A 24,050-nucleotide genomic window follows, 5' to 3' on the forward strand; every position below is an offset into this window, starting at 1 on the left:
ACCGCATAGGCTACGACCGGGGTGCGCCTCGGCTGGTCGCTGATTCGCCTCGGCGGCGCCGATCGCCGAGCAGATCTGTTCCGGACAAACCGGATCACGCCGACCACCGCCTGCAATGGCGCGGGACGGTCCGCCTACGCTGCTTCGATCAGATCCCGAGAAGCCGGTACCGAGCCGGTGTTCGTGAGCTCGAGCGAGGCACAGCAGCAACCGCGTATTTCCAAGTGGGCGGATAGAATCGTCCGGCCCAGCGTGAGCTGAGCCGATACGGGGAAGTGGGTACTGGATGGAGCACGGTCAGCAGGCCGACGAGTCGATCGGCGCGATGTTGTCGAGCATCGCGGCGGTCTTGCGCGAGGTCAGCGACAAACTGGACGCCGTGGCGGCCCGGGTCGACGGTGCGGTCCCGATCCCACCGGCCGAGCACGGCATCGAGGCCAGGCTCGCCAAGCTGGAAGCCTGGGCTTTCCGTGCCGGACAGGACATTTCAGGCATCGACGGCCGGCTGGCGAAGGTCGAGGCCGGTGCGGACGCGGAACCCGCCGCCCCGGCAGCCGCCCGCTTGCCGCTACCCCGCGCGACCCGCCGGAACGCCGCGGCGAGCGAGCCGGCCACCCACGAGTCCGACGCCGTGGCGCAAGCCGCGCCGGCTCGCGAGGGCGGGTCCCGGCGCTACGAGGGCGGCGTGGGCAGCGAGAACGGCACGGCCCGCGATTCGGCCGCGCACGAGGTGAACGCGGTGCCGCAACGCAGTTTCAGCGCACCTCGCGAACCCGTGACCCCCGAGCAGAACTCCCCCTCCGGTTTCACCGCACCCACGCCCCGCGAACCTGTCACGGCGTCGCGCGAGCCGATCCAGGCGACGCGCGAGCAGATCACGACGCCGCGCGAACCGGTCGCCGTGCCGCGCGAACCGACGCCCGCCGCGCAGGAATTCACGGCGCCGACACCGCGCGAGCCGCTGCCGTCACGGCAGTCGAGCTTCACCGCCCCGCGCGAATCGATCGGGTCGCCCTACCAGAACTTCACCAGTCCGCAGGAAAAGCCGTACGAGAGCATGGTTCCCTCGGCGCACGACAGCGGTGACTACAGCACGGGCCGCACGAACGGCGCCGCGCCGGAGGAGAACGGCGTCGCGCTCACCGGCGCGCACCGCGCTTCCGACGAAAGCCTGATCCCCGTGGACAACACGCACGTGGACAAGCTGCAGGCGATGCTCGACGAACTGAAGAAGACCGCGGCGGCCCCGCTCGGGCGCAACGACATCTTCGGCCCGCCCGCGACCGATCTGAGTTCGACCGGCTATCAGCCCGAGCGCAGCACGGACACGCCGCGCGACTACCGCTTGTCCAGCCCGCCTTCGTCCTGAGCGGCCGCGTCGCCGGCCGTCCGCGCGAGGACGGCGGCGATCAGTTCGCGCAACCAGCGGTGCCCCGCGTCGGCGGTGTTGCGTGGATGCCAGGCCATGCCGATCGGCACCTCGGGCAGCGGCAACGGAATCTCGAACGCGCACAACCCCAATGCGGGCAGTGCCGACCTGCTGAGCAGCGCGGGCGCGGGACAGATCAGATCGCCGGCCTGCACCGCGAACAGCGCGGCGGTCAGATTCGGCACGGTGGCCACCACGCGCCGGGTGCGCCCGTGCAGGGCCAGCCGGTCGTCGATCGGGCCGCGCGCCTGCCCGGTACGCGAGATGCTCAGGTGCGCGGCCGTCGCGAATCTGGCGACGGTGACCCTCCCGGTGACCAGCGGGTGATCGGCGGCGGCGATGCCGAGCATCCGATCCCCGAGAACTCGGCGCACCGTCGTCGCCGGGTCGGCGTGTTCGATGACGCCGACCTCGATGTCCACCCGTCCGTCGCGCAGCGCCGCGGTGCCCTCGCGGGTCTCGGGCAGGAAGCGCAGTGTCACGCCCGGCGCCTGCGCGCGCACGGCGGTCAGGAGCGGCGCGATCAAGTCCGCGAGCACGGCGTCCTCGGCCTGGATCGCGAAGCTGCGCTTCAACCCGCTCGGATCGATGGCGGCCTGCGAGGTGAGCAGCGCCCGGCCCTGGGTCACCAACGCGGCGACCTCGTACCGCAATTCGAGTGCGCGCGGTGTCGGCACCAGCGTGCGACCCGCCCGGACCAGCAGCGGGTCGCCGAGCACCCGGCGCAGTCGAGCCAATGTCCGGCTCATCGCGGGCGGGGAGGTGTGCAGCCGCTCGGCGGCCCGCGTGACGCTGTTCGTCTCCAGTAGCGCGTCGAGGGCCACGAGCAGATTCATGTCCAGCGCCTCCATTCCTGGATTATCACCAGTGGAATGGTCCGCACCCAACATTGCGGCGTCGAGCACCCCTCGGCGAGTCCTGGCCGCGCCGACGTGGATTCGTCAGCCGAAGGGCCTGGCCATGTCTCGAAGCCGGGCGAGTCGGAGCGCGGAGTTGCCGGATGGGCCTAGCGCCCGCCCGCGCGCTGATCCGCGGGCCCGTGGGCCTGGACGGGCAGGAATTCGGTGGGCGCGTCGGCGAGCGGATCCGGGGTCCGCAACTCGGTCGACTGCGGTCCGAACTCGGGACGCGGAGTCTGCGGCGCGCCCTGGGGTCCGAATTCGGGATGACCCGAGGTGGGTCCGAATTCGGGATGACCGGTGGTCTGCTCGACCACCGCGGCGGGCGGGGCCGGTTCGGGCTCGGTGTGCTGCTTGGCGGTCAGTCCGCGGTAGGACTCCGGCCGCACCGGCCGCAACCACTGCACCGCACGGGTGCCGAGCGGCAGCTTGAACTTCAGATCGCGCAGCAACTCGTCGATGTCCCGGATGGAGAAAGGCGTGACCACGGTGCCGTGCGCGTGGTGGCCGTTGGTCTGCTCGGCCAGCCAGTTCAGGCGCGCGTCGATCTGCTCGCTCAGCACCTCACGGTCGGGCAGGTGCAGCTCACCCGCGAGCAGCGCGGCGGTCCAGTGCGCGGTGGCCTCCGCGCTGACCGTGCTGATGGACGACGAGTTGTAGCCCGCGAAGCTGAGATTCGGCACATCCAGCGGCAGGATCTGGCGGTGCAGCCGGAAGTTGCCGTGCTCGTCGGTGAGCCTGCGCTGCACGTACGGCGTCAGGAACGGCACCCGCTGCTGGAAGCCGGTGGCGCTGACCACGATATCGGCGGGCACGATCGCACCATCGGACAGCGCCACGGCGGGCGCCTCACGGCCACCGCGCATCTCGGTGATGGTGGTGTCGCGGTGCACCACGATGCGGCCGTTGCCGACCTGCTCGTAGAAGCCTTCGGTGGCGATGCCGAGGGTGCTCTCCGCGATCTGCTCGAAGCCGCCCTCGGGCAGCAGGCCGAGTTCGCGCAACCGCAGGCGCTTGGTCGCGAGTTCCTGCATGAGGTCGAAATTGCTGACCCGGAACGAATTTCCCGATCCGGTCAGGAAACGGTCCATCCGGCCGGGATCGCGGTGCTGGAAATGCGCCTGGCCGAAACGGGTCAGCAGCATCCGTTCGTAGTCGAAGGCCCGGCCCAGCTTGCGCGGCAGCTTCCACAGCAGCCGCCGCGCCACCACGGTGGTCGAGGCGGCGACCTCGCTCACCGCCGTCGCGATCTCGCAGGCCGACGTGCCGTAGCCGACCACGACGACCGACTTGCCGCGCACCGCCTCGATATCGCCGAGTTCGGTCGAGTGCCCCAGCTGGCCGCCGGCCGCCCGGAACAGGTCCGCGCCACGGTAATCCGGGACCGCGGGCTCACTGAACACCCCGTTGGCGATGACGAGGTGATCGCAGGAGCTCCGATGTATGCCGCTGCCGTCACGGATCTCGAGCAGCCAGCCGCTGTCCACCGGATCGGCCGCGACCACCTCGGTGCCGAGGCGCAGGTGCGCCCGCAGGCCGAAGTGGTCGGCGTAGGCGTCGAGATAGGCCTGCATCTGCTGACCGTCGAGAACCTTCGGAAATTCCGACGGCATCGGGAAATCCGAGAAGTGATAGGTGTTCTTGGAATTCTGCGTTCGCAGCCCGGGGTACCTGCGGGTCGCACTCCACACGCCACCGACATCGGGTGCACGGTCGAATATCTCGACCGGAAAACCCTTCTGGATCAGCACTTTCGCGCAGGCAAGACCTGCGATACCCGCGCCGACGATCGCGATGCGGTTTCCGCTCGTCATGGGCGAGAGATTACGTCGCTCACGGCGCACAGCAAAGTCGGTTGCCCGAAACGATGTGTCAATGCACAACCCGCATGGCGGCGGGACGCCGCCAGGTCGGTGAGCGCGATTCGCGCCGGTCCTGCGTCGAGGCAGTAGTGCATGCGGTCACCGAACGCGAGATCACTGCTCGTACGGCCGGCTTCGCACGCGGCGGGATCCGGCAATGAGGTTCGTCACGGTGGGCGGAAGCAGGCGAGACGAGCACCAGCTCGGCGGCCGGGCACACCGAGCACGCCGATTCCACCCGCGTGGTACCCGGCACCCCGATACCCTGCGCAGATGAGTTCGATCGCACCCGAACTGCGGGGTGCCCGGGTGGCGAATTCGGTCGCGTTCGGGTTGCAGGGTTTCTTCTTTGCCGTGGTGCTGACCGAATTACCGCAGCAGAAGGACAAGTTCGGGCTGTCCGACGGGTTGATCGTCGGATCGGTGGTGCTGGTCTCGCTGCTGGCGGGCGGTGGCAGCGTGGCCGCCGAGCGGCTGGCACTGCGCTGGTCGAGCCGGGTCGCGGTGCGCACCGGACTGCTGCTGATCGCGATCACCGGCACCGCGGTGGCGTTCGCGCCGAACACGGCGATCCTGCTGCTCGCGCTCGGCTGCTACGGGATCGCGGTCGGCATCGTGGACGCGAGCACGAATATGCAGGCGGTCTTCATTCAGCACGGGTACGGGGCGTTCATTCTGTCCTCGTTCTATGCCGCGTGGAGCGCGGGTTCGATCGCGGGCGCACTGTTCGTCTCGGGGTGCGAGGCAGTGGCGGTGACACTGCGGGAGACGCTGCTGGGCGCGGCGGGGATCGTGCTCGTCGCGGGTGCGGTGCTCGGGCCACGGCTGCTCGGACCGCAGCAGGCCGAAGCGGGTCCGGCCGAGCAGCGGGAGGTGCCACCTGCCGAAAAGATCGCGCTGCGCGGCTATCTCGTGTTCGGCATCGCGATGGCGCTGGTGTTCGCGATCGACCTGGCCGTCGGCAACTGGTCGGCGCTGTATCTGACCGACGATCTGCTGGCCGGTTCGGCGACCGCGGCGCTCGCGCTGGCCGCGTATCAGGGCACCTCGCTGGTGGCTCGGCTCAGCGGCGACCTGCTGGTCCGGCGCTTCGGCCCGCGACAGGTGGTGCGGTCCGCGGCGTTGATCGGGGCGAGCGGCCTGCTGATCGTGATCGTCGCGCCCGGCCCGCTCGTCGCGATCATCGGGTTCTCGATCGCGGGCGCGGGTATGCCGGTGATCGCGCCGCTGTGTTTCAGCGAGGCGGGGCAATTGACCAGTGGGCGTGGCCTGGACGCCCTCATCGCCCGGCTGAATCTGTTCAATTACGCGGGCACGTTGATCGGCGGCGGCGTGGTCGGCGCGGTCGCGGCGGGTTTCGGGCACCGCGTCGGCTTCGTGATCCCGTTGCTGTTCGCGGTGCTGCTGATCGGGCTCGCGCGGGTGTTCCACGCCCGGCCGGAAGCCGATAAACATCCCACCTCTGCGGACGACCGTGCTCTACTTGATTGATGAGCAACATCCCAGTCATCGTCGACCGGGCCGGCCTGTGGGACGCCGAGGAACTCAGCGACGTTGCCGCGGCGACCTTTCCGTTGGCCTGCCCGCCGGATGCCACGCCCGACGACATCGACCTCTTCGTCACCGAGGCGCTCTCCGGCGACCGCTTCGGTGAGTACCTGAGCGATCCGGACCGGACCGTGCTCAAGGCGGTCGCGGGCGAGGACATCGTCGGCTACGCGATGCTCATCGCGGGCGAACCGGCCGATCCCGAGGTCGCGCGGGTACTGGACGTGCGCCCGATGGTGGAGATCAGCAAGATGTACGTGCTGCCCGGTCATCATGGCACCGGCGTATCGACGGCACTGATGCACGCGGCGCTGGAACGGGCGCGTGACGGCGGTTTCGCCGCGGTGTGGCTCGGTGTCAACGAGGCGAACCCGCGCGCGCAGCGGTTCTACGCCAAACACGGGTTCGTCCAGGTCGGCACCAAGTCCTTCACCGTCGGCAACCAGACGCACCACGATTTCGTGCTGCGGCTGACCTTCTAGTGCCTCGTCCAGGAAGGTCGGTGCGTTTATCGGCGGTCTGGGGCGTCCGCTGGCAAGGCGGAGGAGGAGCCGATACCGGGGTTGTATCGGCGACGACGACAACGCGGCCAGCGGGCGTTCCAGACCGTCGAGAAACGTGCCGAAGTTCCTGGGCGCGGCACGAAACTCACACGAATTCGGTCAGCGCGGCATGGAAGTCGGGCGCAACGACCGCCATCAGGTGATCGCCCGGCACCACGGCGAGCTTGCCGTCGGGTAGTGCCGCGGCGAGACGTTCGGGCTCGGCGGCGAACGGATCGTTGTCCCCGGCCAGCACCAGCGTCGGCACGGTGATGCCGGACAGCCCGTCGATCGGCCGGGAATCCAGTCCGGTCGCGAGCGCGGTGATGGCCGCCCGGTCGGCTTGCACCGCGTCGGCGAGGATGCGGAACATCATCGCGAGTTGCGGCACGCCGGCCGTGTCCGCGCCCATCGCGGCTTGCAGAGCGGACAGTTCGACGACCCGGCGGTCGACCCCGCCGCAGTCGAGCACGCCCGAACCGACGCCGCCGATGGCGAGGCGCTCGACCCGCTCGTCGGCGGCGGCGGCGAGCAGCGAGATGATCGCGCCCATCGAATAGCCCACCTGCACAACCCGATCGAAGCCCAGTTCGTCGTACAGCGCGCTGAGGTCCTTGGCCATGAACTCCCAGGTGTACTGCGCGGAGTCGTGCGGCTTCGCGGAGCGGCCGTGCCCGCGCGCGTCCAGCGACACCACGGTGCGCCCGGCGGCCTGCAGCGCGCGCACGACACCGGTGCTCATCCAGTTCGCGTTGGTATCCGCGACCACCCCGTGCTGCAACACGACAGGAACGCCCTCGCCCTCCCAGACCCGATAGTTGAGTTCCAGGCCGTCCCACGTCTTGAACTTCGTCATGACCCCGGATCGTAACCGGCGGTACCGGGTTGACAAGTTTTGCGTGTTCAGTCTTTACTGAACACATCGTTCCTTACAGAACATCCAGTACTCAGGAGTACTCCATGACAGCCGCGATTCGCACCGAGGGCCTGACCAAGCACTACGGCAAGCACGTCGCCCTCACCGGCCTCGACCTGGACGTGCGGGCAGGCGAGGTGTTCGGTTTCCTCGGACCCAACGGCGCGGGCAAATCCACCACCATCCGCATCCTGCTCGACCTGATCCGGCCGACCTCGGGACGCGTCGAGGTGTTCGGCGTCGACCCGCGCAAGGGCGGCGCGGAATTACGGAAGCGGATCGGCTACCTACCGGGCGAGCTGGCACTCGAGGGACGCAACACCGCCCGCGATCTGCTCGGCTTCCTGGCCGACCAGCGCGGCGGCGCGGTGCCCGCCCGCCGGATCACCGAACTCGCCGAGCTCCTCGATCTCGATCTGTCCAAGAAGGTCGGCGCCATGTCCAAGGGCAACAAGCAGAAGGTCGGCATCGTCGCCGCCTTCATGCATCGGCCCGATCTGCTGATCCTCGACGAACCGACCTCCGGCCTGGATCCGCTGTTGCAGCAACGGTTTCTCGATCTGGTCCTCGCGGCAAAGGCGGACGGGCAAACGGTGTTCATGTCCTCGCACGTGCTCAGCGAGGTGCAGCAGACCGCCGACCACGCCGTGATCATGCGCGCGGGCAAGCTGCTCGGCACCGAGAACGTGGACGAATTGCGGCGGCGCTCACCACGTTCGGTCGAGCTGGTGTTCGGCGCCGACGTCTTCGCCGACGATTTCGCGCGGCTGCCCGGCGTCCGGGACCTGACCATCGACGGACGGACGCTGCACTGCACCACCGAGGGCGAGGTGGACGGGCTGTTCAAGATGGCGGCCAAATACCCGCTGGTGAGCGTGCTCTCGACCGAGCCGGACCTGGAGCAGATCTTCTTCAGCCTCTACGGCCGCTGACTCGAACCACTTATCGCACAGGAGAATTCGTCATGACTCGCTCGGTCTTCACGCAGACGTTGAAGGAACAGCGCCGCGGCCTCATCGGCTGGTCGATCGGCATCGCGCTGGTGCCGCTGCTGTATCTGCCCTCGTTCAACTCGCTGAAAGAGCAAGGCTCGCTGAACAACATCAAGCAGAACCGGGTCTACGACGCGCTCGGCGCGGGCGATTTCGCCAGCGCCACCGGCTTTCTGCACTCGATGATCTATTCGATGATCGGCCTGCTGCTCATGCTGATCTTCGCGGTGACCTTCGCCGCCCGCTCGGTGACTCAGGAGGAGAACGGCACGCTGGATCTGCTGCTCGCCCAACCGGTCAGCCGGATCCATCTGCTGAGCCAGCGCTTCGGTGCGCTCGCGGTGCAGATCACGGTGATCACGACAGTGCTTGCGCTGAGCGTGATCTCGGGCGCGCGGGCCGGAAAGATGGTGGTGCCCACCGGGCAGATCATCGCGGCCAGTGTGGCGCTCGGCCTGCTCGCGCTGGCCGTCGGCGCGATCGCGCTGCTGGCCGGTGCGATCACCGGAAAGCGTGCGCTGGCACTGGGTTCGGCGTCGGTACTCGCGCTCGGCGGCTACTTCGCCAACACGCTCGGCGCCGACTGGCTGCGGCGGATATCGCCGTTCTACTACGCGGTCGGCGACAAGCCGGTGGTCAACGGCTGGAACCCGCTGCACCTGATCGTCCTGATCGCGGTGGCGGCCCTCGCCTTTGCCCTCGCACTGGCCGCATTCGACCGGCGCGACCTCGCGGTCTGACCGAGCGACACGCCGGCGGCGGGCGACCGCCGCCCCGTGCACCTGTCCGCGTACACCCGAAGGGATACTCGAACCATGTACCAGCCAGCCATGCACACAGTGGAACCGAGCGCGCGCGAGGCGCGGCTGTGAGCAGTGCCGAAACCGCCCCTACCCCGGAACAATTGGCCTTCGTCGAAGATTTCGCGCTGGTACTCGAACGCATGGGCCTGGTCCGGATGACCGGACGCGCCGCGGGGTGGCTGCTCGTCTCGAATCCGCCGGAACAGACCTTCGGGCAGATCGCCGACGCACTGCAGGCGTCCAAAGGTTCGATCTCCGGCGCGTTGAAGATCCTGGTCACCATGCGCTGGGTGGACAAGATCTCCAAGCCGGGCGATCGCAAGGACTACTACGCGATCCGCCCGGGCATCCTGCCCGAACTCACCCGCCAGCAGAGCAGCATGTACAGCGACCTGACCGCGATGACCTCACGCGGCCTGGCACTGTTCGACGACCCGAACGGCGAGCAGGCCGCCCGGGTGCGCGATATGCACGAGTTCTTCGTCTGGATGGGCAAGGAGCTGCCCGCGCTGATCGACCGCTGGTACGCCGAGCAGCGGTCCTGACCTCAGGCGAGCAGCTTCGCCCGCAGCGCGGCGATATCGGCGGCGGACAGGCCCAGCCCGTCGCGCACATAGTTGTCGAAGCTGCCGTAGGTCTGGTTCGCCTGCTCGAAAGCCGCGTCGAGCCAAGGCTGTTGGACGCCGTTGAGCGCATCGTCGGGACGCGCGTTGCGGTACTCGTTGGACAGCAGGTAGTCCTGGTTCACCGTGGCGCGGTCGACACCGAGCAGGGTGAGCAGCACGGCGGCGGTCCAGCCGGTGCGATCCTTGCCCGCGGTGCAGTGGAACAGCACCGCGCCGTCCGCCGCGCCGAGGATGTCGCGCAGTACCGCGGCGAACGCCGCGTTCGCACCGGGCGCTGTGATGAAGGCGCGGTAGAGGCTGTCGCCGCCGGTGAGCGTGCTCGCCAGCACCTCCGGCGGTGCCTGGCCGATGACGTCGTCCCAGTGCGCGACCGCGCCCGCGGGCACCTTGTCCGGCCCGACCGCGCGCTCGTAGACGGTGCGCAGGTCGTCGACGAAGCGGACCTGGCGGTCGGCCAGCGCGGCGAGATCGTCCGGCGTGGCGTTGTTGAGCTGCCCGGTGCGGTAGACCAGCCCGGTGCGGACCGTCTTGCCGTCGACCGTGCGGTAACCGCCGAGGTCGCGAGCGTTCTGTACGCCCTGCAGGTGCAGCGACCGGTCGAACGCGACCGCCGCCGCGGCGGGCGGGTCGGCGAGCGCGACCCCGGCCACCGGGCCGAAGGCGACGGCCAGGCCGGCGGCGAGGGCGATCGGGCCGCGCATCGAGCGCTGGGTCATGTGCTGGCTCCTATCCGTGGTTCGAGCTCCCCCTTCGAGTTGGGGTCTGTTACGCGGGCACCTCGAACCGTGACAGTGCCAGCAGCCGGGAAATGGCGCGCAGGTACTTCTTGCGGTAGCCGCCGTCGAGCATCTCCTGGGAGAAGATCTCGTCGAGCTTGGCCCCCGACACCGTGACCGGCACGCTCGCGTCGTACAACCGGTCGGCCAGCACCACGATGCGCAGCGCGACGGCCTGATCGGTCACCGGGTGCACGTTCGAGATGAACACCGCCGAGACCCCGGCGATCAACGCGCCGTACTTCGACGGATGCAGCGTGCTCAGATGCTTCAGCAGCGCGTCGAATTCGTCGAGGGTGGCGTGCTTTGTCGCGGCGGCCCGTTCGGTGAGCAGCTCGGGCGAGGTCGGATCGGGCGCGGGCGGCAGATCGCGATGCCGGTAGTCCGGACCGTCGACCCGTACCGGTTCGAAGATCGAGCCGAGCTTCTTGATCTCGCGCAGGAAATCCTGTGCGGCGAAACGTCCTTCGCCCAGCTGACCCGGCAGCGTGTTGGAGGTCGCGGCGATCGAGACGCCCTTCGCGGACAGCTCGGTCAGCAGGCGCGAGACCAGCATGGTGTCGCCCGGATCGTCGAGCTCGAACTCGTCGATGCACAGCACGCTGTTCGCCGACAGCCGCTCCACCGCGTTGGTGAAGCCAAGGGCGCCAACCAGATTGGTGAGCTCGCCGAAGGTGCCGAACGACTTCGGCGCGGGCGCGCTGTGGAAGATGGAGGCCAGCAGGTGGGTCTTGCCGACGCCGAACCCGCCGTCGAGATACAGGCCCGCACCCGAGACCGGCTTCTTCTTGCCGAACAAGCTCTTCTTGTTCGTGGCCTGGTGGATCTTGGCCACCTCCCCCGCGAACTCCTCGGCCTTGCGCACCGCGGCCGCCTGGCTGGGCTCTTTGGGGTCGGGAATGTAGGAGGCGAAACTGACCTCATCGAACATGGGCGGCGGCACCATCTGGGCGACGAGCTGGTCGGCCGGAACCTCCGGGTGGCGGTCGACGAGGCGTTCTTGCATATGCGGAGCCTAATGACGTGGTGTGATCTACCTTCATGCAGCGTATCCACAATGCGACCCAGCTCACAGACCTCACTCCGGGCGATCTCGCGCAGGTGTACGCCTACCCCGAAAATCCGTCCGCACCATGGGTGCGCGCCAATTTCGTGTCGAGCATCGACGGCGCCGCCACCAGCGACGGTCAATCGGAGGGCCTCGGCACGCCCGCGGACAAGGCCGTGTTCCTGATGCTGCGCGACCTGGCCGATGTGGTGCTGGTCGGCGCGGGCACGGTCCGTTCGGAGAATTACGGCGGCGCGCGCACCGACGCACAGCTGCGGCGCGCGCTGCATCAGCGCGGCGCGGGCGGCCATCCGGACGGCACGCCGCCACCGATCGCGGTGGTCACCGCGAGCGCGGCGATCGACCTCGGCGCCCGGCTGCTCACCGACACGACGGTCCCGCCGTTGATCATCACCACGACCACCGCGCCCGCCGACCGCAAACAGCAACTCGCCGACGCGGGCGCGGAGGTGATCGAGGCGGGCGATCTCGCGGTCACGCCCAAGGGGCTGCTGCGCGTGCTGGCCGAGCGCGGCCTCTACCGCGTGCTCTGCGAGGGCGGACCGCACCTGTTCGGCGAACTGCTGGCCGCCGACGTGGTCGACGAGCTGTGCCTGACCACCGCGCCGATCCTGATCGGCGGCACCGCCCGGCGGATCTCGTTGTCCGCGCACGAGTTCCAGCTCCGCATGCGCCGCGCACAGTTACTGCTCGACGACGACGGCACCATGCTGACCCGCTGGGTTCGCCGATAGCCACGCCATCGCGGCTCGTCGACCCCTGCTGTGTGAAAGACCGGGCCGAACCTGGCAGGCTGTAGCGCATGCGCTGGACTCGGGCCGTCGTGCTGGCCGCGACACTCTCGATCGTTATCGCCGGATGCGGGGCGGGGCCCTCCGACCGTCCCGGCGTCGCCGTCGAGCGCCAGCGGGTCGGCGGCGACGTCGCCACCACCTCGCCCGCCCCGCCCCCGCCGCCCAGCGCCGAGCTGCCGAAAACCGATCTGGCGTGGCGCGAATGCACCAAGCCGACCCTGGACCTGCTCGGGTTCGGACCGGCCCCGGCCGGCCTGGTGCTCGACTGCGCCGAATACTCCACCCCGATCGACGCGGCCGGCTCGGTGCTCGGCAACTTCCGGGCCGCCGCCATCCGGGCCAAGCTGCCGCAGACCCCCGCGGACGCGGCGCCGCTGGTGCTCACCTCCGGCTCGGACCGTTCCTCGACGGCCACCCTCGCCGGACTGGCCACCGGACCGGCGAGCGCGCTGCTGGCCGCCCGGCCGGTCGTCGCGGTGGACCGCCGCGGCATCGGCAGCTCGCAGCCGATCGACTGCCTGCCGCCCGAGATCCGCAAGGGCATGGCCGACAACGCCCAATTCGGGCCCGGCGCAGCCGATCCGGTCGAGGCGGTGACCGGATTCAGCCAGGACGGCACCATCGCCTGTCGCGACTTCCTGCAACCGTACGAGGGCACCTTCGACGCGCCGCACGCCGCGGACGACATCGAACAGCTGCGCAAGCAGTGGCAGGTCGAGCACATCGCGCTGCTCGGCACCGGCAACGGTGCGAAGGTCGCCCTGAGCTACGCCCGCAAGTACGGCGACCACCTGGCCCGGCTCGTCCTCGACTCCCCCGAGGCGGTTGCCGTCGACGCCACCACCCGCGCCGAACAGCAGTTGGAAGGCGCGGAAGCGGCGTTGACCGCGTTCGCGCAGCGCTGCACCGGACTCGGTTGTGCGCTCGGGCCCGACCCGCGGGCCGCGGTCACCGATCTGGTGAATCGTGCCGGCTCCGGCCAGCTCGGCGACATCTCGGCCAACGCGCTGCTCACCGCGGTGTCCGGCTTCCTCGGCGGCCCGCGCGCGGACCAGGCCGACCGGGTGCGCGAACTCGCCGACGCGCTGTCGGCCGCCGGGCGCGGTGATCGCGGCGCGCTCGCCACCATGATCGAGCGCGAATCCGCGGCGATCAGCGGCGACGGGCAATTCGTGAACCGCTGCACCGATATTCAGCAACCGCCGACCCCGACCCGGGCCAAGGAGCTGATGAACACCTGGGGCACCAAATACCCGGTGTTCGGCCGCGCGAGGGCGATCTCACTGATGGACTGCTCGGCCTGGCCGGTGTCCACCGCACCGCAACTGCCCGAGAAACTCGACCTCCCGGTGCTGGTGCTCGGCAGCATCGCCGACCCGGTAGTAGGCAACGCAGGCCAAGCCTCGGTGGCCGGTGCGCTCGGCAAGGCGGGCGCCAGGCAGGCCGGCGTCACCTGGCAGGGCTGGGGCCATCCGGTGACCAATCATTCGACCTGTGCCCAACGACTCTTGGTCGACTATCTGAAAGAGGCGAAGCTGCCCGCCGACGGCACCGCCTGCCCGGCCTGATCCGGCCCCGCGAATAGCGCTTCTAGCGGCGCGTCGAAGAGGTCCGGGCAACCGGATCAAGGGGATTCGGTGTACCGTGCCCCAGTGTTCCTTCGACAGCTCGAGCCCCGCACCGCTCGCACCACCGCCGAGGTGATCAAGTTCGCACTCTGGCCCATCGCGGTCATGACCGTGCTGAACCGGGTTTTCATCAAGGCTGTCAACGGGTACATCACCGACGACTTCCGGCCGGTCTACCAGGCGTCGCTGGACTTCCTGAACCGGCGGCCGGTGTACTGGGCGAACTTCGACTCGGTCGATCCGCACTACCTGTACTACCCGAGCGGCACGCTGCTGATCGCGCCCGTGGCCTGGGTGCACGACTACGAAAAGGCGCGCTGGCTGTTCATCCTGGTGAACGTCGTCGCGATCATCCTCGCCTGGTACCTGCTGCTCCGGCTGTTCCGGTTCACGGTGCGCTCGGTGGTCGCGCCGGTCCTGCTGTTCGCGATGTTCCTGTCGGAGACCGTCACCAACACACTGGTCTTCACCAACGTCAACGGCTGTATCCTCGCCGCCGAACTGATCTTCTTGCACCTGCTGCTCAAACGTCGCGATCTGTGGGCCGGTGCGGCACTCGGGTTGAGTCTCGCGGTGAAACCGACGCTGGCACCGCTATTGCTCGTAGCGCTGGTTCGCGGCCAGTGGAAGGTCTTCCTCACCGCCCTCGGCGTGCCCCTCGCCCTGATGGCGATTGCGTGGCCGCTGTCGAAGGACCCGGAGAAGTTCTTCAGTCACACCGCGCCTTACCTGTTCGAGACACGCGACTACTTCAACAGCGCGATCGCGGGCAACGGCGAGTACTACGGCCTGCCGCCGTGGTTGATCTGGGGCATGCGACTGGGCATGGGCGTGCTCGTGGCCATCTCCCTGTGGCTGCTGTACCGGTACTACCGCGAAGACGAGTTGTTCTTCGTGTGCACGTCGTCCGGCGTGCTGCTCACCGCATCGTTCCTGCTGCCCTCGCTGGGCCAGATGTACTACTCGATGATGCTGTTCCCGTTCCTGATGACCGTCGTGCTGCGCAATTCGGTGCTGCGCAACTGGCCCGCCTGGCTCGCGGTGTTCGGGTTCATGAGCTACGACAAGTGGCTCTCGGATCGGCCGGGCTGGCAGCACTGGGGTCGCGACGTCGAATACCTGCGCATCACCTTCGGCTGGGGACTGCTGCTGGTGGTCGTGTTCTGCGTGCTGGGTGAGCGGTACCTGTCCGCGCGACGCGAAGGGCGGCTGCAGTTCGGCATCGACCCGACCTGGATCAAGCCGGTACCCGCCACGGCCCCCACGACGACCGAGCAGCCCAGGTCGGCGAACGGTTCGGCGACAGTTGTCGCCAAACCTATTAGCGTGGAGTGATGAGTTCCGAAGCCGACACCTCCCTGCCCGCGCCGCGGATCCAGCTCACGCCCCAGGAGTGGCGACTGAAGCTGAACCCCGAGGAGTACGCGGTGCTGCGCGAGGCCGCGACCGAACGCCCCTTCGTCGGTGAATACACCGACACCAAAACCGACGGCGTCTACGAGTGCCGGGCCTGCGGCGCCGAATTGTTCCGCAGCACCGAGAAATTCGACTCGCACTGCGGCTGGCCGTCGTTCTTCGACCCGGCGAAATCCGACGCGGTGATCCTGAAAGCCGACGACACCCTCGGCATGCACCGCGTAGAAGTGCTGTGCGCGAACTGCCACAGCCACCTCGGCCACGTCTTCGAAGGCGAGGGCTACAACACCCCCACCGACAAGCGCTACTGCATCAACTCGATCTCGCTGCGGTTGCAGCCCACCGAGGGATCGGCCGGCTGACCCGCGGGGACTCCGTTGCTCGTGGACGCCGGGCGACCGGGTCACCTGGCGATGCTCACAGCCCGATGTCGTAGTGGCCGGTTTCGTGGAGCCAAGCCAGGTGTCCGGCAATCCAAGGACACACGCGCGGTCGGTAGGCTACGACCCGGTGATGGCCGCCCGCGGTCAGCAGTGCGATGTGGATCGAGAACACTACGGCGCTACAGCCTTGAATTGCGCGCGTTGCTGCATCGACTCGATCTCGCCGTGGTCGGCGTCGGCGGAAGGCGGGCGACTGATCCGCAGGAACGTCGGCTCGTGCCGATTTCATGACGCCCCTCGGTCCGGACCCGGCAACGAGTTCATCAGGACGGCAAGGGTTTTCCCGTCCAGAATGACCGACGAGGTGTGGTCCCAAACGATCCGCCAGCCCGCGACCCCGCGTCGCCATGTCAGTGAACTGGTCGCGCGCAAGCCCGTCTCGGTACCGTCGGCGGATACCAACCGCGCGATGAAGACCAACCGCGAAGCGGCGAGGTCTTTCGGCTGCCCAGTCATAGAACTCGCCCTGGACCGCGCGGAAGTCGAACGGCGGATCACCCGGCTTCCGGTCCCAGCCCCACAGCCACCGCAGATGGGTCGCCGCCACAGCCGCCACGGCGGTCACAATGCGGACCACGGTTCGCGAACCACCCAACCAGCCAGGGCAAGAACCTGACCGCCGTGGGCCGTCGTCGCAGACGACATCGGACCAACGCCGTAGTATCCAGTTGGACCATCACGGCGTGGTCGAACGAGCGAGCGGCGGAGGCGAAGTATGACCGACGAGGAAATCGTCGTCGCGTTCGCCCTGGCCAGACTGGACAACGCGGACAGCGAACTCGATCTGGACGACGTTGCCGCCCTGGTGGTGCGCCGCCTGACCGCCGATCAGATGCTCGACCTCGCCACTCGCAACCTGGCTACGCGAAATGAACTGCGGGGAGCGTTGTTCGAGTCTGCGGTCGAGCACGTACTCAGAACCGTGCTGACCGCCCGAGGGCCTGTCGACTGACCGATCGAAATCACAGCAGGCGTCGAAATCGGCTCGCGCACAGCTGATTACATCGCCGCCGAGGCACCTCGACGCCGGTGCCTCCGTTGCCGTCGCCGCATCCGAGCTCTTCACTGCGACTGCACCCCTCGGGCAGCGCAGCGAACGGCGCTGGGGCGAACTCTACGGTTTCGACACGGGCCGGGCATGCCCCGAAAACTCAGGGCATGCCCGGTGATTGCTCCGCGGCGCTACTTCGGCAGGCACGCACCGCCGACCAGGTGGATCCGGATCAGGCAGGCGATGTATTCGATTTGCTTGGTGAGGTCGGCGGAGCCGGAGAAGATGCTCGTCTCGGCGCCGACCGGCGACGGTGCCGCCGTGGCGAGCGGTGCGGCGCCGGTCAGCACCGCAGCCGTCACCAGTACTGCGGCGGCACCACGCTTGGTACGCAACATTGTTCGTCCTCCAAGTCGTGTATCCCGACCTGGAGGCAGCGTAGCGAGAGCCGGGCCCGCGGGCATGCCCGGAATTCCACCGGGGCCGGCCGTCGTGGATCAGGGCAGTGCGGTGATGAGCTTGTCGAGTTCGACGCGGGGGCCCGTGAAGAAGGGGACCTCTTCACGGACGTGCAGGCGCGCTTCGGTGGCGCGCAGGTCGCGCATCAGGTCGACGATGCGGTGCAGTTCCGGGGCCTCGAACGCCAGAATCCACTCGTAATCGCCGAGCGCGAACGAGCTGACCGTGTTGGCGCGCACGTCCGGGTAGCCGCGGGCGGCCTTGCCGTGGTCGGCGAGCATCTTGCGACGCTCTTCGTCGGGCAGCAGGTACCACTCGTAGGAGCGGACGAACGGGTACACGCAGATGTAGTTGCCCGGATCCTCACCGGCCAAGAAGGCCGGAACGTGGCTCTTGTTGAACTCGGCCGGGCGGTGCAGCGCCACATTGCTCCACACCGGCGCGCTCGCACGGCCCAGTTCGGTGGTGCGCCGGAAATCCGCGTAGGCGGCCTGCAGGTCCTCGACCCGCTCGGCGTGCGTCCAGATCATGAAGTCCGCGTCGGCGCGCATGCCCGCCACGTCGTACACGCCGCGGACCACGACCTCGCGGTCGGCCAAGCCCTCGAAGAACGCCCGCGCCTCTTTGATCGCCGCGGCCCGGTCCTCGCCGAGCACGCCCGGCTGCACCTGGAACACCGAGAACATCAGGTACCGGATCGTCGAATTGAGTGCTTGATAGTCCAGTCGCGCCATACCCCCCATCGTGCCACTCCCCCCACCCACCACCGCCGTGCGGTAGCTCACGCCCCGTCGCCCGCATGTCAGCAACCTCCGCAGGCGCTGACACATTTGCACAGGAAACGCGAAACCTGCTGCGCCGGTAGGACTTCCGCACTGCAGGGTGCGGCGGGCCCCACCGCCACGCGCTAGGCCGCTACCGCGCACCAGGCCACCAACGCTCCTCAGGCCGCCGCCTGCACGTCAGGCCATCACCGCTCATCGGACGGCGACCGGCTACTGGATCACGGCAGGTCACCGAATCTCTGCCGAGCGGCGAACCGCTGGCGGGCGTTCAGTTCAGCGTGGCGGCGATGTGCTGGGCGGCGGTGGTGCCGGAGGCTACGCAGGCGGGGACGCCGACCCCGTGCAGGTAGGCGCCGGCCAGGGCGAGGCCGTCGAGGGCGGCGACGGCGGATTCGGCGGCGGCGATGCGGTCGGTGTGGCCGGGGGCGTACTGGGGCAGGCCGCCGCGCCAGCGCTGGACGGCCGCGTCGGTGTGCGCGATGACGGTGCCGGTGACGGTGGCCAGGTCTGCCGCGGCGGTGGTGATCAGGTCGGTATCGGACCAGGACAGGGTGCTGTCGTCGCCGAATTTCCCGAAGGAGACGCGCACCAGCGCGGTATCCCGCTGAGCGAGATGCGTCCATTTGCGGCTGGACAGGGTGAAAGCCTTGGCGCGCAACGGCTCTCCGGTGGCGACCAGAATCCCGGAATGCTGCGGCAGCTCGGCTTCCAGCGGAAGCGCAAGGGCGACAACGACGGACGAGGACAACTCGATGCCCGCCAGCGCGGTCGCGGCGTCGGGCGCGACAGTGCCGAGCAGCCGGGCGGTCACCGGCGCGGGGGTGGCGAGCACGACGGCGTCGACCGCGCCGACCGGATCGATGACCCAGCCGCGCAATCCGCGCGCGAGCCGGGTCGCGGGCGTCGCAGTCACGAACTTCGCACCGGATCGGGCCGCCAGGGCTTCCAGCAGTACCTGGTATCCGTCTCTGATACCGCCGAACACGGGCGCGTTGGACGGCGGCGGCAGCGCGACCGACACCGCGTGGGTGAGGCTGGGCGCGCCGTCGTCGAGGGCCGCGGCCAGCGTCGGCACCGCCGCGCGCACACCGATCGAACGGGAACTGCCCGCGTACACGCCGCCGAGCAGCGGGTCGACGCTGCGGTCGGCGACCTGCGCACCGAAGCGGTCGGCGACCAGTTGATAGACGTCGATGTCCGCGCCCGGCTCCCAGATCAGCGGCCGCTGCGGCTCCGCGGCGATCTTGGCCAGGGTCTCCGCATCGACCAGGCCGCGCATCGACTCCGCGTCCGATGGGATGCCCATCAGCGTCCGCTCGGGCAGCGGATGCGCCACCCCGCCGGACCACAGCAGCGGACGCAGCCCCGCGGGCGTCACGAGCTGGGTTTCCAGCCCGAGTTCGCGGAGTAGTTGGGGGACTTCGGGTCTGCGGCCGACAAAGGCCTCGGCCCCGAGATCCAGCGGCCCCCCGGCGAGTTCACCGGTGTAGAGGATGCCGCCCACCCGCTCGGCCCGGTCGAGCACCACGATGTCGGCCTCGGTACCCAGCAACGTCCGCATCCGATACGCCGCGACCAATCCACTGATCCCGCCGCCGACCACCGCGATCCTCATGCCTTCGACGCTATCCCCCGTCCCGGTCGCGCGACCCACCGGTCCACCGGAGGCCGGGCGGCACCCTTCCCCGTGCCGTACGACAGCACGCCCGGCACACCTCGAAGTTGACCGACTTGCCCTGTTTGACCGATTAGGACCAAACGCGACCCAGCGCCCCCATAGGACAATCAGGGCTACGCTTGCATAGGGGGGATTGAAAACATCAATTTTGAAGCACTACAGGCGTGTCTAGACAGGTCTAATACACCTTCCAAGTTGCATGAGCCCGATATAGAACTGCACCAACGGTATGATGGGAGACGACAAGTTTTCTGGGCGCTTCCGGTGGGGCCGCGGCGTCCAGCTCGCAGACAGGTCTCTGTTTCCCCGATCAACTCGTTGTGCCGCGTCGGCATACCGGGGGGACTGCTGCGCGCTGAGCCCGGCCCCGTCGGATAAGGCATATGAGGAGAGTTACCGACTCGTGGCTACCAACCACTCCACCCCGACACGATCCGCCGAGGCGGCATCGGACAAGGGCTACAACGCGTCCAACGTCACCGTGCTCGAGGGGCTCGACGCGGTGCGCCTACGGCCGGGCATGTACATCGGGTCCACCGGCGAAGCCGGCCTGCACCATTTGATCAAGGAGATCGTGGACAACTCCGTCGACGAGGCGATGGCAGGCTACGGCGACCGCATCGATGTCACGCTGCTGGCCGACGGCGGCGTGCAGGTGGTCGACAGCGGCCGCGCCATCCCGGTCGAGTTGCACGCGCTCGGCATCCCCACCGTCGAGGTGGTGATGACGCGACTGCACGCGGGCGGCAAGTTCGACTCCGATACCTACGAGTTCTCCGGCGGCCTGCACGGTGTCGGCCTCTCGGTGGTCAATGCCCTGTGCGCCAGAGTCGAATTGGAGATCGACCGCGACGGATACCACTGGACGCAGACCTACATCGATGCCAAACCCGACGAGCTGGTCCGCGGCGCACCGACCGACCGGACGGGCACCACCACGCGGTTCTGGGCCGATCCGAACATCTTCGAGACCACCACCTACACCTTCGAGACGGTCGCACGCCGCCTGCAGGAAACGGCATTCCTGAACAAAGGGCTCACCATCACCCTCACCGACGAGCGCGGGACCGACGCGACGGAGGCGAGCACGCGCTCCTTCTGCTATCCGGGCGGTCTGGAGGACTTCGTCCGCCGGCTCAACCGCACCAAGCAGCCGATCCACAACTCCATCATCGGGTTCACCAGCACCGGCCCCGGCACCAGCGTCGAGGTGGCGATGCAGTGGAACTCCGGCTATTCGGAGTCGGTGCACTCCTTCGTCAACACGATCAACACCAAGGACGGCGGCACCCACGAGGAGGGGTTCCGTTCGGCGCTGACCACGGTGGTCAACAAATACGCCAAAGAGAAGAAGCTGTTGAAAGACAAGGACGGCAGCCTCACCGGTGACGACATCCGCGAAGGGCTGGCCGCGATCGTCAGCGTGAAGGTCGCCGAGCCGCAGTTCGAGGGGCAGACCAAGACCAAGCTGGGCAACACCGAAATCCGTTCGCTGGTGCAGAAATCGTGCAACGAGCACCTCACGCACTGGTTCGAGGCGAACCCCGCGGACGCGAAAACCGTGGTGACCAAGGCGCTATCGTCGGCCCAGGCGCGGACCGCCGCGCGTAAGGCGCGAGAGTTGGTGCGCCGCAAGTCCGCTTCCGATCTGGGTGGACTGCCGGGCAAGCTGGCCGACTGCCGGTCCAAGGACCCGGGCCGTTCGGAGATCTACATCGTGGAGGGCGATTCGGCCGGCGGCTCGGCCAAATCCGGCCGTGACTCGATGTATCAGGCGATCCTGCCGCTGCGCGGAAAGATCATCAACGTGGAACGGACCCGCATCGACCGGGTATTGAAGAACAACGAGGTGCAGGCGATCATCACCGCCTTCGGCACCGGCATCCACGACGAGTTCGACCTCGCCAAGCTGCGGTATCACAAGATCGTGCTGATGGCCGACGCCGACGTCGACGGCCAGCACATCACCACCCTGCTGCTCACGCTGCTGTTCCGATTCATGCGCCCACTCATCGAGGAGGGGCACGTGTATCTGGCGCAGCCGCCGCTGTACAAGCTCAAGTGGCAGCGTGGCGAGGCCGAGTTCGCCTACTCCGACCGCGAACGTGACACGCTGCTCGAGGCGGGGCTCGCGGGCGGCAAGAAGATCAACAAGGATGACGGTGTGCAGCGCTACAAGGGGCTGGGCGAGATGAACGCCAAGGAACTGTGGGAGACCACCATGGACCCGCGGACCCGCATCCTGCGCCGCGTCACGCTCGCCGACGCGGCGGCCGCCGACGAGCTGTTCTCCATTCTGATGGGGGAAGACGTCGAAGCCCGCCGCACGTTCATCACCCGCAACGCGAAAGACGTTCGCTTCCTGGACCTTTGAGCACCGACGAGGAGAACCATGCCGACCCAGCTGTACTCGACCACCGGCCTGCTCGAGGCGCCACTGGTACCGGCCGACGGCGGCGTGCTGTTCTCGAATGTCACCGGTGGCGGAGTATTCCGCCACCGGGACGGGGTGACCGACACCGTCGTCGCGCGCAGGCGCGGGATCGGCGGACTGGCGCGGCACGAGAACGGTGGGTTGATCGTCACGGGCCGCGACGTGGCGTATGCCGCCGACGACATCCACACCGTGCTCACCGTCGACGGCGCGACCGGATTCAACGATGTGACAGTGGGATCCGACGGATCACTGTATGTGGGCGTCCTGCGCCACCGTCCACAACAGGGTGAATCCGCCGGGCCCAGTGAGGTGCTGCGGATCGATCCGGCGGGTGCGGTCAGCACGGTCGCGGCGGACATCCGCTGGCCCAACGGCATCGGCTTCGCCCCCGGCGAACAGACCCTCTACGTCTGCGAATACGCCGAGAGCCGGGTGCTGGCGATAACGGACGGCCGCATCCGGGTATTCGCCGAAGCACCGGCGGGCGAATGCGACGGTCTCGCCGTGGATGTCGACGGTGGCGTGTGGGTCGCCCTGGGCAGCGGCAGTGCCGTCGCCCGCTTCACCGCCGACGGCGCACTCGACCGAACCCTCGATCTCCCCGATGGTTTCGTGTCCTCGGTGGCACTGCACGACACCACGCTGTACATCACCACGAGCGGACGGCTTTTGCGGGAGACCGTGGCGGTGCCGGGGATCCCGGTGCCCGCCACCCGTATTCCGGTGCGGTGAGCGGCCGCGCTACAGCTCGTGGATCAATTCGACCAGCGCGGTCAGCACACCGGGATCGGTATCGGGCAGAACACCGTGCCCGAGATTGAAGATATGTCCCTTGGCGCCCAAGGTGATCGCCTCGTCCGCCTCGGCCGCGATCCGGCGGGCCTCGGTCTCGACCGCCGCCGCGCCCGCGAACAGCACGGCCGGATCGAGATTGCCCTGCAACGCTTTTCCGGGCCCGACCCGGCGGACAGCCTCGGTGAGCGGCACCCGCCAGTCCACGCCGACCACGTCGGCGCCGGCCTCGCCCATCGCACCGAGCAGCTCGCCCGTGCCCACACCGAAGTGGATGCGCGGCACGCCGGCGGCGGCCACCTCGGCGAACACCCGCTCCGAATGCGGCAGCACGAACCGGCGGTAGTCGGCCAGCGACAGCGCGCCCGCCCACGAATCGAACAGCTGGATCGCGTCGACCCCCGCCGCCAGCTGCGCCTGCAGGAACGCGATGGTGATATCGGTGAGCGCGCCCAGCAGCGCGTGCCAGGTCTGCGGGTCGGCGTACATCATCGACTTGGTGCGCTCGTGGTTCTTGCTCGGCCCGCCCTCGACCAGATAGGACGCGAGGGTGAACGGTGCGCCCGCGAACCCGATCAACGGCGTCTCGCCGAGCGCGTCGACCAGCAGCCGCACTCCGTCGGTGACCGCCCCCACTTCCTCCGGGCGCAATCGCGGCAGGGCGCGCACATCGTCGACGGTGCGCACCGGCGACGCGATCACCGGACCGACGCCGGGCACGATATCCAGATCGACCCCCGCGGCCTTCAACGGAACCACGATGTCGGAGAACAGGATCGCCGCGTCCACCCGGTGCCTGCGGATCGGCTGCAGCGTGATCTCACACACCAGCTCCGGATCGAAACAGGACTCGAGCATGCCGACGCCCTTGCGCAGCTCGCGGTATTCGGGCAGCGACCGTCCGGCTTGACGCATGAACCACACCGGGCGCCTGCTCGGCGTCGCGCCGGTGGCGGCGGCCAGGAACGGGGCATCGGTCAGGCGGCGGCGGGTGTATGTGCTCATCACGGCTATCGTATGCGGCCCGCGAACCGGGCCGAGCCGGACACCGGTGGCGTAGCGCACACGAGCCTGCCGACCGGTCGGACGCGCCCGTCGCGCGGGCCGATCCGCCGGCACGGCCTGTGCTACCACGCAACTTCCGGCGCAGCCCGCGCCGACTCCA

General features: G+C 68.5%; 22 protein-coding genes. 13 read left to right on the plus strand and 9 right to left on the minus strand.

Annotated elements, in window-relative coordinates; translation table 11 throughout:
- Positions 1–286: 286 nt before the first annotated feature.
- On the plus strand, positions 287–1,369 hold the full coding sequence (locus tag NVU01S_RS35920; RefSeq protein WP_043677981.1) for a hypothetical protein: 1,083 nt from the start codon (positions 287–289) through the stop codon (positions 1,367–1,369).
- On the opposite strand, the gene NVU01S_RS35925 is transcribed toward NVU01S_RS35920, so the two are convergent.
- Positions 1,339–2,280: a LysR family transcriptional regulator gene (locus tag NVU01S_RS35925; protein ID WP_063776036.1), complete on the minus strand. Its 942-nt coding sequence runs from the start codon at positions 2,278–2,280 to the stop codon at positions 1,339–1,341. The genes NVU01S_RS35920 and NVU01S_RS35925 overlap by 31 nt on opposite strands.
- Before the next feature lie 155 nt (positions 2,281–2,435).
- Positions 2,436–4,142 carry a flavin-containing monooxygenase gene (locus NVU01S_RS35930; RefSeq protein WP_043677983.1) on the minus strand — a complete coding sequence of 569 codons (1,707 nt, stop codon included), beginning with the start codon at positions 4,140–4,142 and terminating at the stop codon, positions 2,436–2,438.
- A gap of 321 nt (positions 4,143–4,463) precedes the next feature.
- On the opposite strand from NVU01S_RS35930, the gene NVU01S_RS35935 reads away from it, so the two are divergent.
- Complete coding sequence (locus NVU01S_RS35935; RefSeq protein WP_043677985.1) at positions 4,464–5,681, plus strand: MFS transporter; 1,218 nt, start codon at positions 4,464–4,466, stop codon at positions 5,679–5,681.
- Positions 5,681–6,220, plus strand: coding sequence for a GNAT family N-acetyltransferase (locus NVU01S_RS35940; protein WP_244467436.1), 540 nt, complete (start codon positions 5,681–5,683; stop codon positions 6,218–6,220). The genes NVU01S_RS35935 and NVU01S_RS35940 overlap by 1 nt, the downstream gene beginning before the upstream one ends.
- A 166-nt stretch (positions 6,221–6,386) precedes the next feature.
- On the opposite strand, the gene NVU01S_RS35945 is transcribed toward NVU01S_RS35940, so the two are convergent.
- A complete protein-coding gene (locus NVU01S_RS35945; protein WP_043677987.1) occupies positions 6,387–7,136 on the minus strand; it encodes an alpha/beta fold hydrolase in 750 nt (249 codons plus the stop codon).
- Positions 7,137–7,240: 104 nt separating this feature from the next.
- Here NVU01S_RS35945 and NVU01S_RS35950 point away from each other — a divergent pair, with 104 nt between their 5' ends.
- From NVU01S_RS35950 to NVU01S_RS35960, 3 genes are all read left to right on the plus strand, one after another.
- Positions 7,241–8,128: an ABC transporter ATP-binding protein gene (locus NVU01S_RS35950; RefSeq protein WP_043677990.1), complete on the plus strand. Its 888-nt coding sequence runs from the start codon at positions 7,241–7,243 to the stop codon at positions 8,126–8,128.
- A gap of 32 nt (positions 8,129–8,160) precedes the next feature.
- Positions 8,161–8,928 carry an efflux permease Rv1217c-related protein gene (locus NVU01S_RS35955; RefSeq protein WP_052281113.1) on the plus strand — a complete coding sequence of 256 codons (768 nt, stop codon included), beginning with the start codon at positions 8,161–8,163 and terminating at the stop codon, positions 8,926–8,928.
- 128 nt (positions 8,929–9,056) lie between these two features.
- Positions 9,057–9,536, plus strand: coding sequence for a GbsR/MarR family transcriptional regulator (locus NVU01S_RS35960; protein WP_052281114.1), 480 nt, complete (start codon positions 9,057–9,059; stop codon positions 9,534–9,536).
- A 2-nt stretch (positions 9,537–9,538) separates the two neighbouring features.
- Here NVU01S_RS35960 and NVU01S_RS35965 read toward each other — a convergent pair whose 3' ends face one another.
- Both NVU01S_RS35965 and zapE read right to left on the minus strand, forming a co-directional pair.
- Positions 9,539–10,333 (minus strand): tyrosine-protein phosphatase, encoded by a 795-nt coding sequence (locus NVU01S_RS35965; RefSeq protein ID WP_043677992.1) that lies wholly within the window; start codon positions 10,331–10,333, stop codon positions 9,539–9,541.
- A 49-nt stretch (positions 10,334–10,382) separates the two neighbouring features.
- Positions 10,383–11,399 (minus strand): cell division protein ZapE, encoded by a 1,017-nt coding sequence (gene zapE / locus NVU01S_RS35970; RefSeq protein WP_043677994.1) that lies wholly within the window; start codon positions 11,397–11,399, stop codon positions 10,383–10,385.
- 35 nt (positions 11,400–11,434) lie between these two features.
- On the opposite strand from zapE, the gene NVU01S_RS35975 reads away from it, so the two are divergent.
- The 5 genes from NVU01S_RS35975 to NVU01S_RS36000 all read left to right on the plus strand — a co-directional run bounded on the left by NVU01S_RS35975 (position 11,435) and on the right by NVU01S_RS36000 (position 16,695).
- On the plus strand, positions 11,435–12,196 hold the full coding sequence (locus tag NVU01S_RS35975) for a pyrimidine reductase family protein (protein WP_043677996.1): 762 nt from the start codon (positions 11,435–11,437) through the stop codon (positions 12,194–12,196).
- A gap of 68 nt (positions 12,197–12,264) precedes the next feature.
- Positions 12,265–13,824, plus strand: a complete 1,560-nt coding sequence (locus NVU01S_RS35980; protein WP_043677997.1) for an alpha/beta hydrolase — start codon at positions 12,265–12,267, stop codon at positions 13,822–13,824.
- 84 nt (positions 13,825–13,908) lie between these two features.
- Positions 13,909–15,219 carry a glycosyltransferase family 87 protein gene (locus NVU01S_RS35985; protein WP_052281115.1) on the plus strand — a complete coding sequence of 437 codons (1,311 nt, stop codon included), beginning with the start codon at positions 13,909–13,911 and terminating at the stop codon, positions 15,217–15,219.
- On the plus strand, positions 15,219–15,662 hold the full coding sequence (gene msrB / locus NVU01S_RS35990) for a peptide-methionine (R)-S-oxide reductase MsrB (RefSeq protein WP_043677999.1): 444 nt from the start codon (positions 15,219–15,221) through the stop codon (positions 15,660–15,662). Before NVU01S_RS35985 ends, msrB begins: the two co-directional genes overlap by 1 nt.
- A gap of 796 nt (positions 15,663–16,458) precedes the next feature.
- Positions 16,459–16,695 (plus strand): hypothetical protein, encoded by a 237-nt coding sequence (locus NVU01S_RS36000; RefSeq protein WP_043678004.1) that lies wholly within the window; start codon positions 16,459–16,461, stop codon positions 16,693–16,695.
- 230 nt (positions 16,696–16,925) lie between these two features.
- Here the strand turns inward: NVU01S_RS36000 and NVU01S_RS36005 are convergent, their stop codons facing one another.
- The 3 genes from NVU01S_RS36005 to NVU01S_RS36015 all read right to left on the minus strand — a co-directional run bounded on the left by NVU01S_RS36005 (position 16,926) and on the right by NVU01S_RS36015 (position 19,593).
- On the minus strand, positions 16,926–17,132 hold the full coding sequence (locus NVU01S_RS36005; RefSeq protein ID WP_043678005.1) for a hypothetical protein: 207 nt from the start codon (positions 17,130–17,132) through the stop codon (positions 16,926–16,928).
- 99 nt (positions 17,133–17,231) lie between these two features.
- Positions 17,232–17,927 (minus strand): hydrogen peroxide-dependent heme synthase, encoded by a 696-nt coding sequence (gene hemQ / locus NVU01S_RS36010; protein WP_043678044.1) that lies wholly within the window; start codon positions 17,925–17,927, stop codon positions 17,232–17,234.
- A 319-nt stretch (positions 17,928–18,246) separates the two neighbouring features.
- On the minus strand, positions 18,247–19,593 hold the full coding sequence (locus NVU01S_RS36015; RefSeq protein WP_043678007.1) for a protoporphyrinogen oxidase: 1,347 nt from the start codon (positions 19,591–19,593) through the stop codon (positions 18,247–18,249).
- Positions 19,594–20,059: 466 nt separating this feature from the next.
- Between NVU01S_RS36015 and gyrB the strand changes: the two genes are divergently transcribed.
- Together gyrB and NVU01S_RS42830 are read left to right on the plus strand one after the other, a co-directional pair.
- Positions 20,060–22,030 (plus strand): DNA topoisomerase (ATP-hydrolyzing) subunit B, encoded by a 1,971-nt coding sequence (gyrB, locus tag NVU01S_RS36020; protein ID WP_043678010.1) that lies wholly within the window; start codon positions 20,060–20,062, stop codon positions 22,028–22,030.
- Positions 22,031–22,048: 18 nt separating this feature from the next.
- Positions 22,049–22,825 (plus strand): SMP-30/gluconolactonase/LRE family protein, encoded by a 777-nt coding sequence (locus tag NVU01S_RS42830; protein WP_082032315.1) that lies wholly within the window; start codon positions 22,049–22,051, stop codon positions 22,823–22,825.
- Positions 22,826–22,834: 9 nt separating this feature from the next.
- On the opposite strand, the gene hemE is transcribed toward NVU01S_RS42830, so the two are convergent.
- Positions 22,835–23,890 (minus strand): uroporphyrinogen decarboxylase, encoded by a 1,056-nt coding sequence (gene hemE / locus NVU01S_RS36030; protein WP_052281119.1) that lies wholly within the window; start codon positions 23,888–23,890, stop codon positions 22,835–22,837.
- Positions 23,891–24,050 lie beyond the last annotated feature (160 nt).

Origin of the sequence: Nocardia vulneris (assembly GCF_001613425.1) — a bacterium.
In the GTDB taxonomy this organism is placed as follows: Bacteria; Actinomycetota; Actinomycetes; order Mycobacteriales; family Mycobacteriaceae; genus Nocardia; species Nocardia vulneris.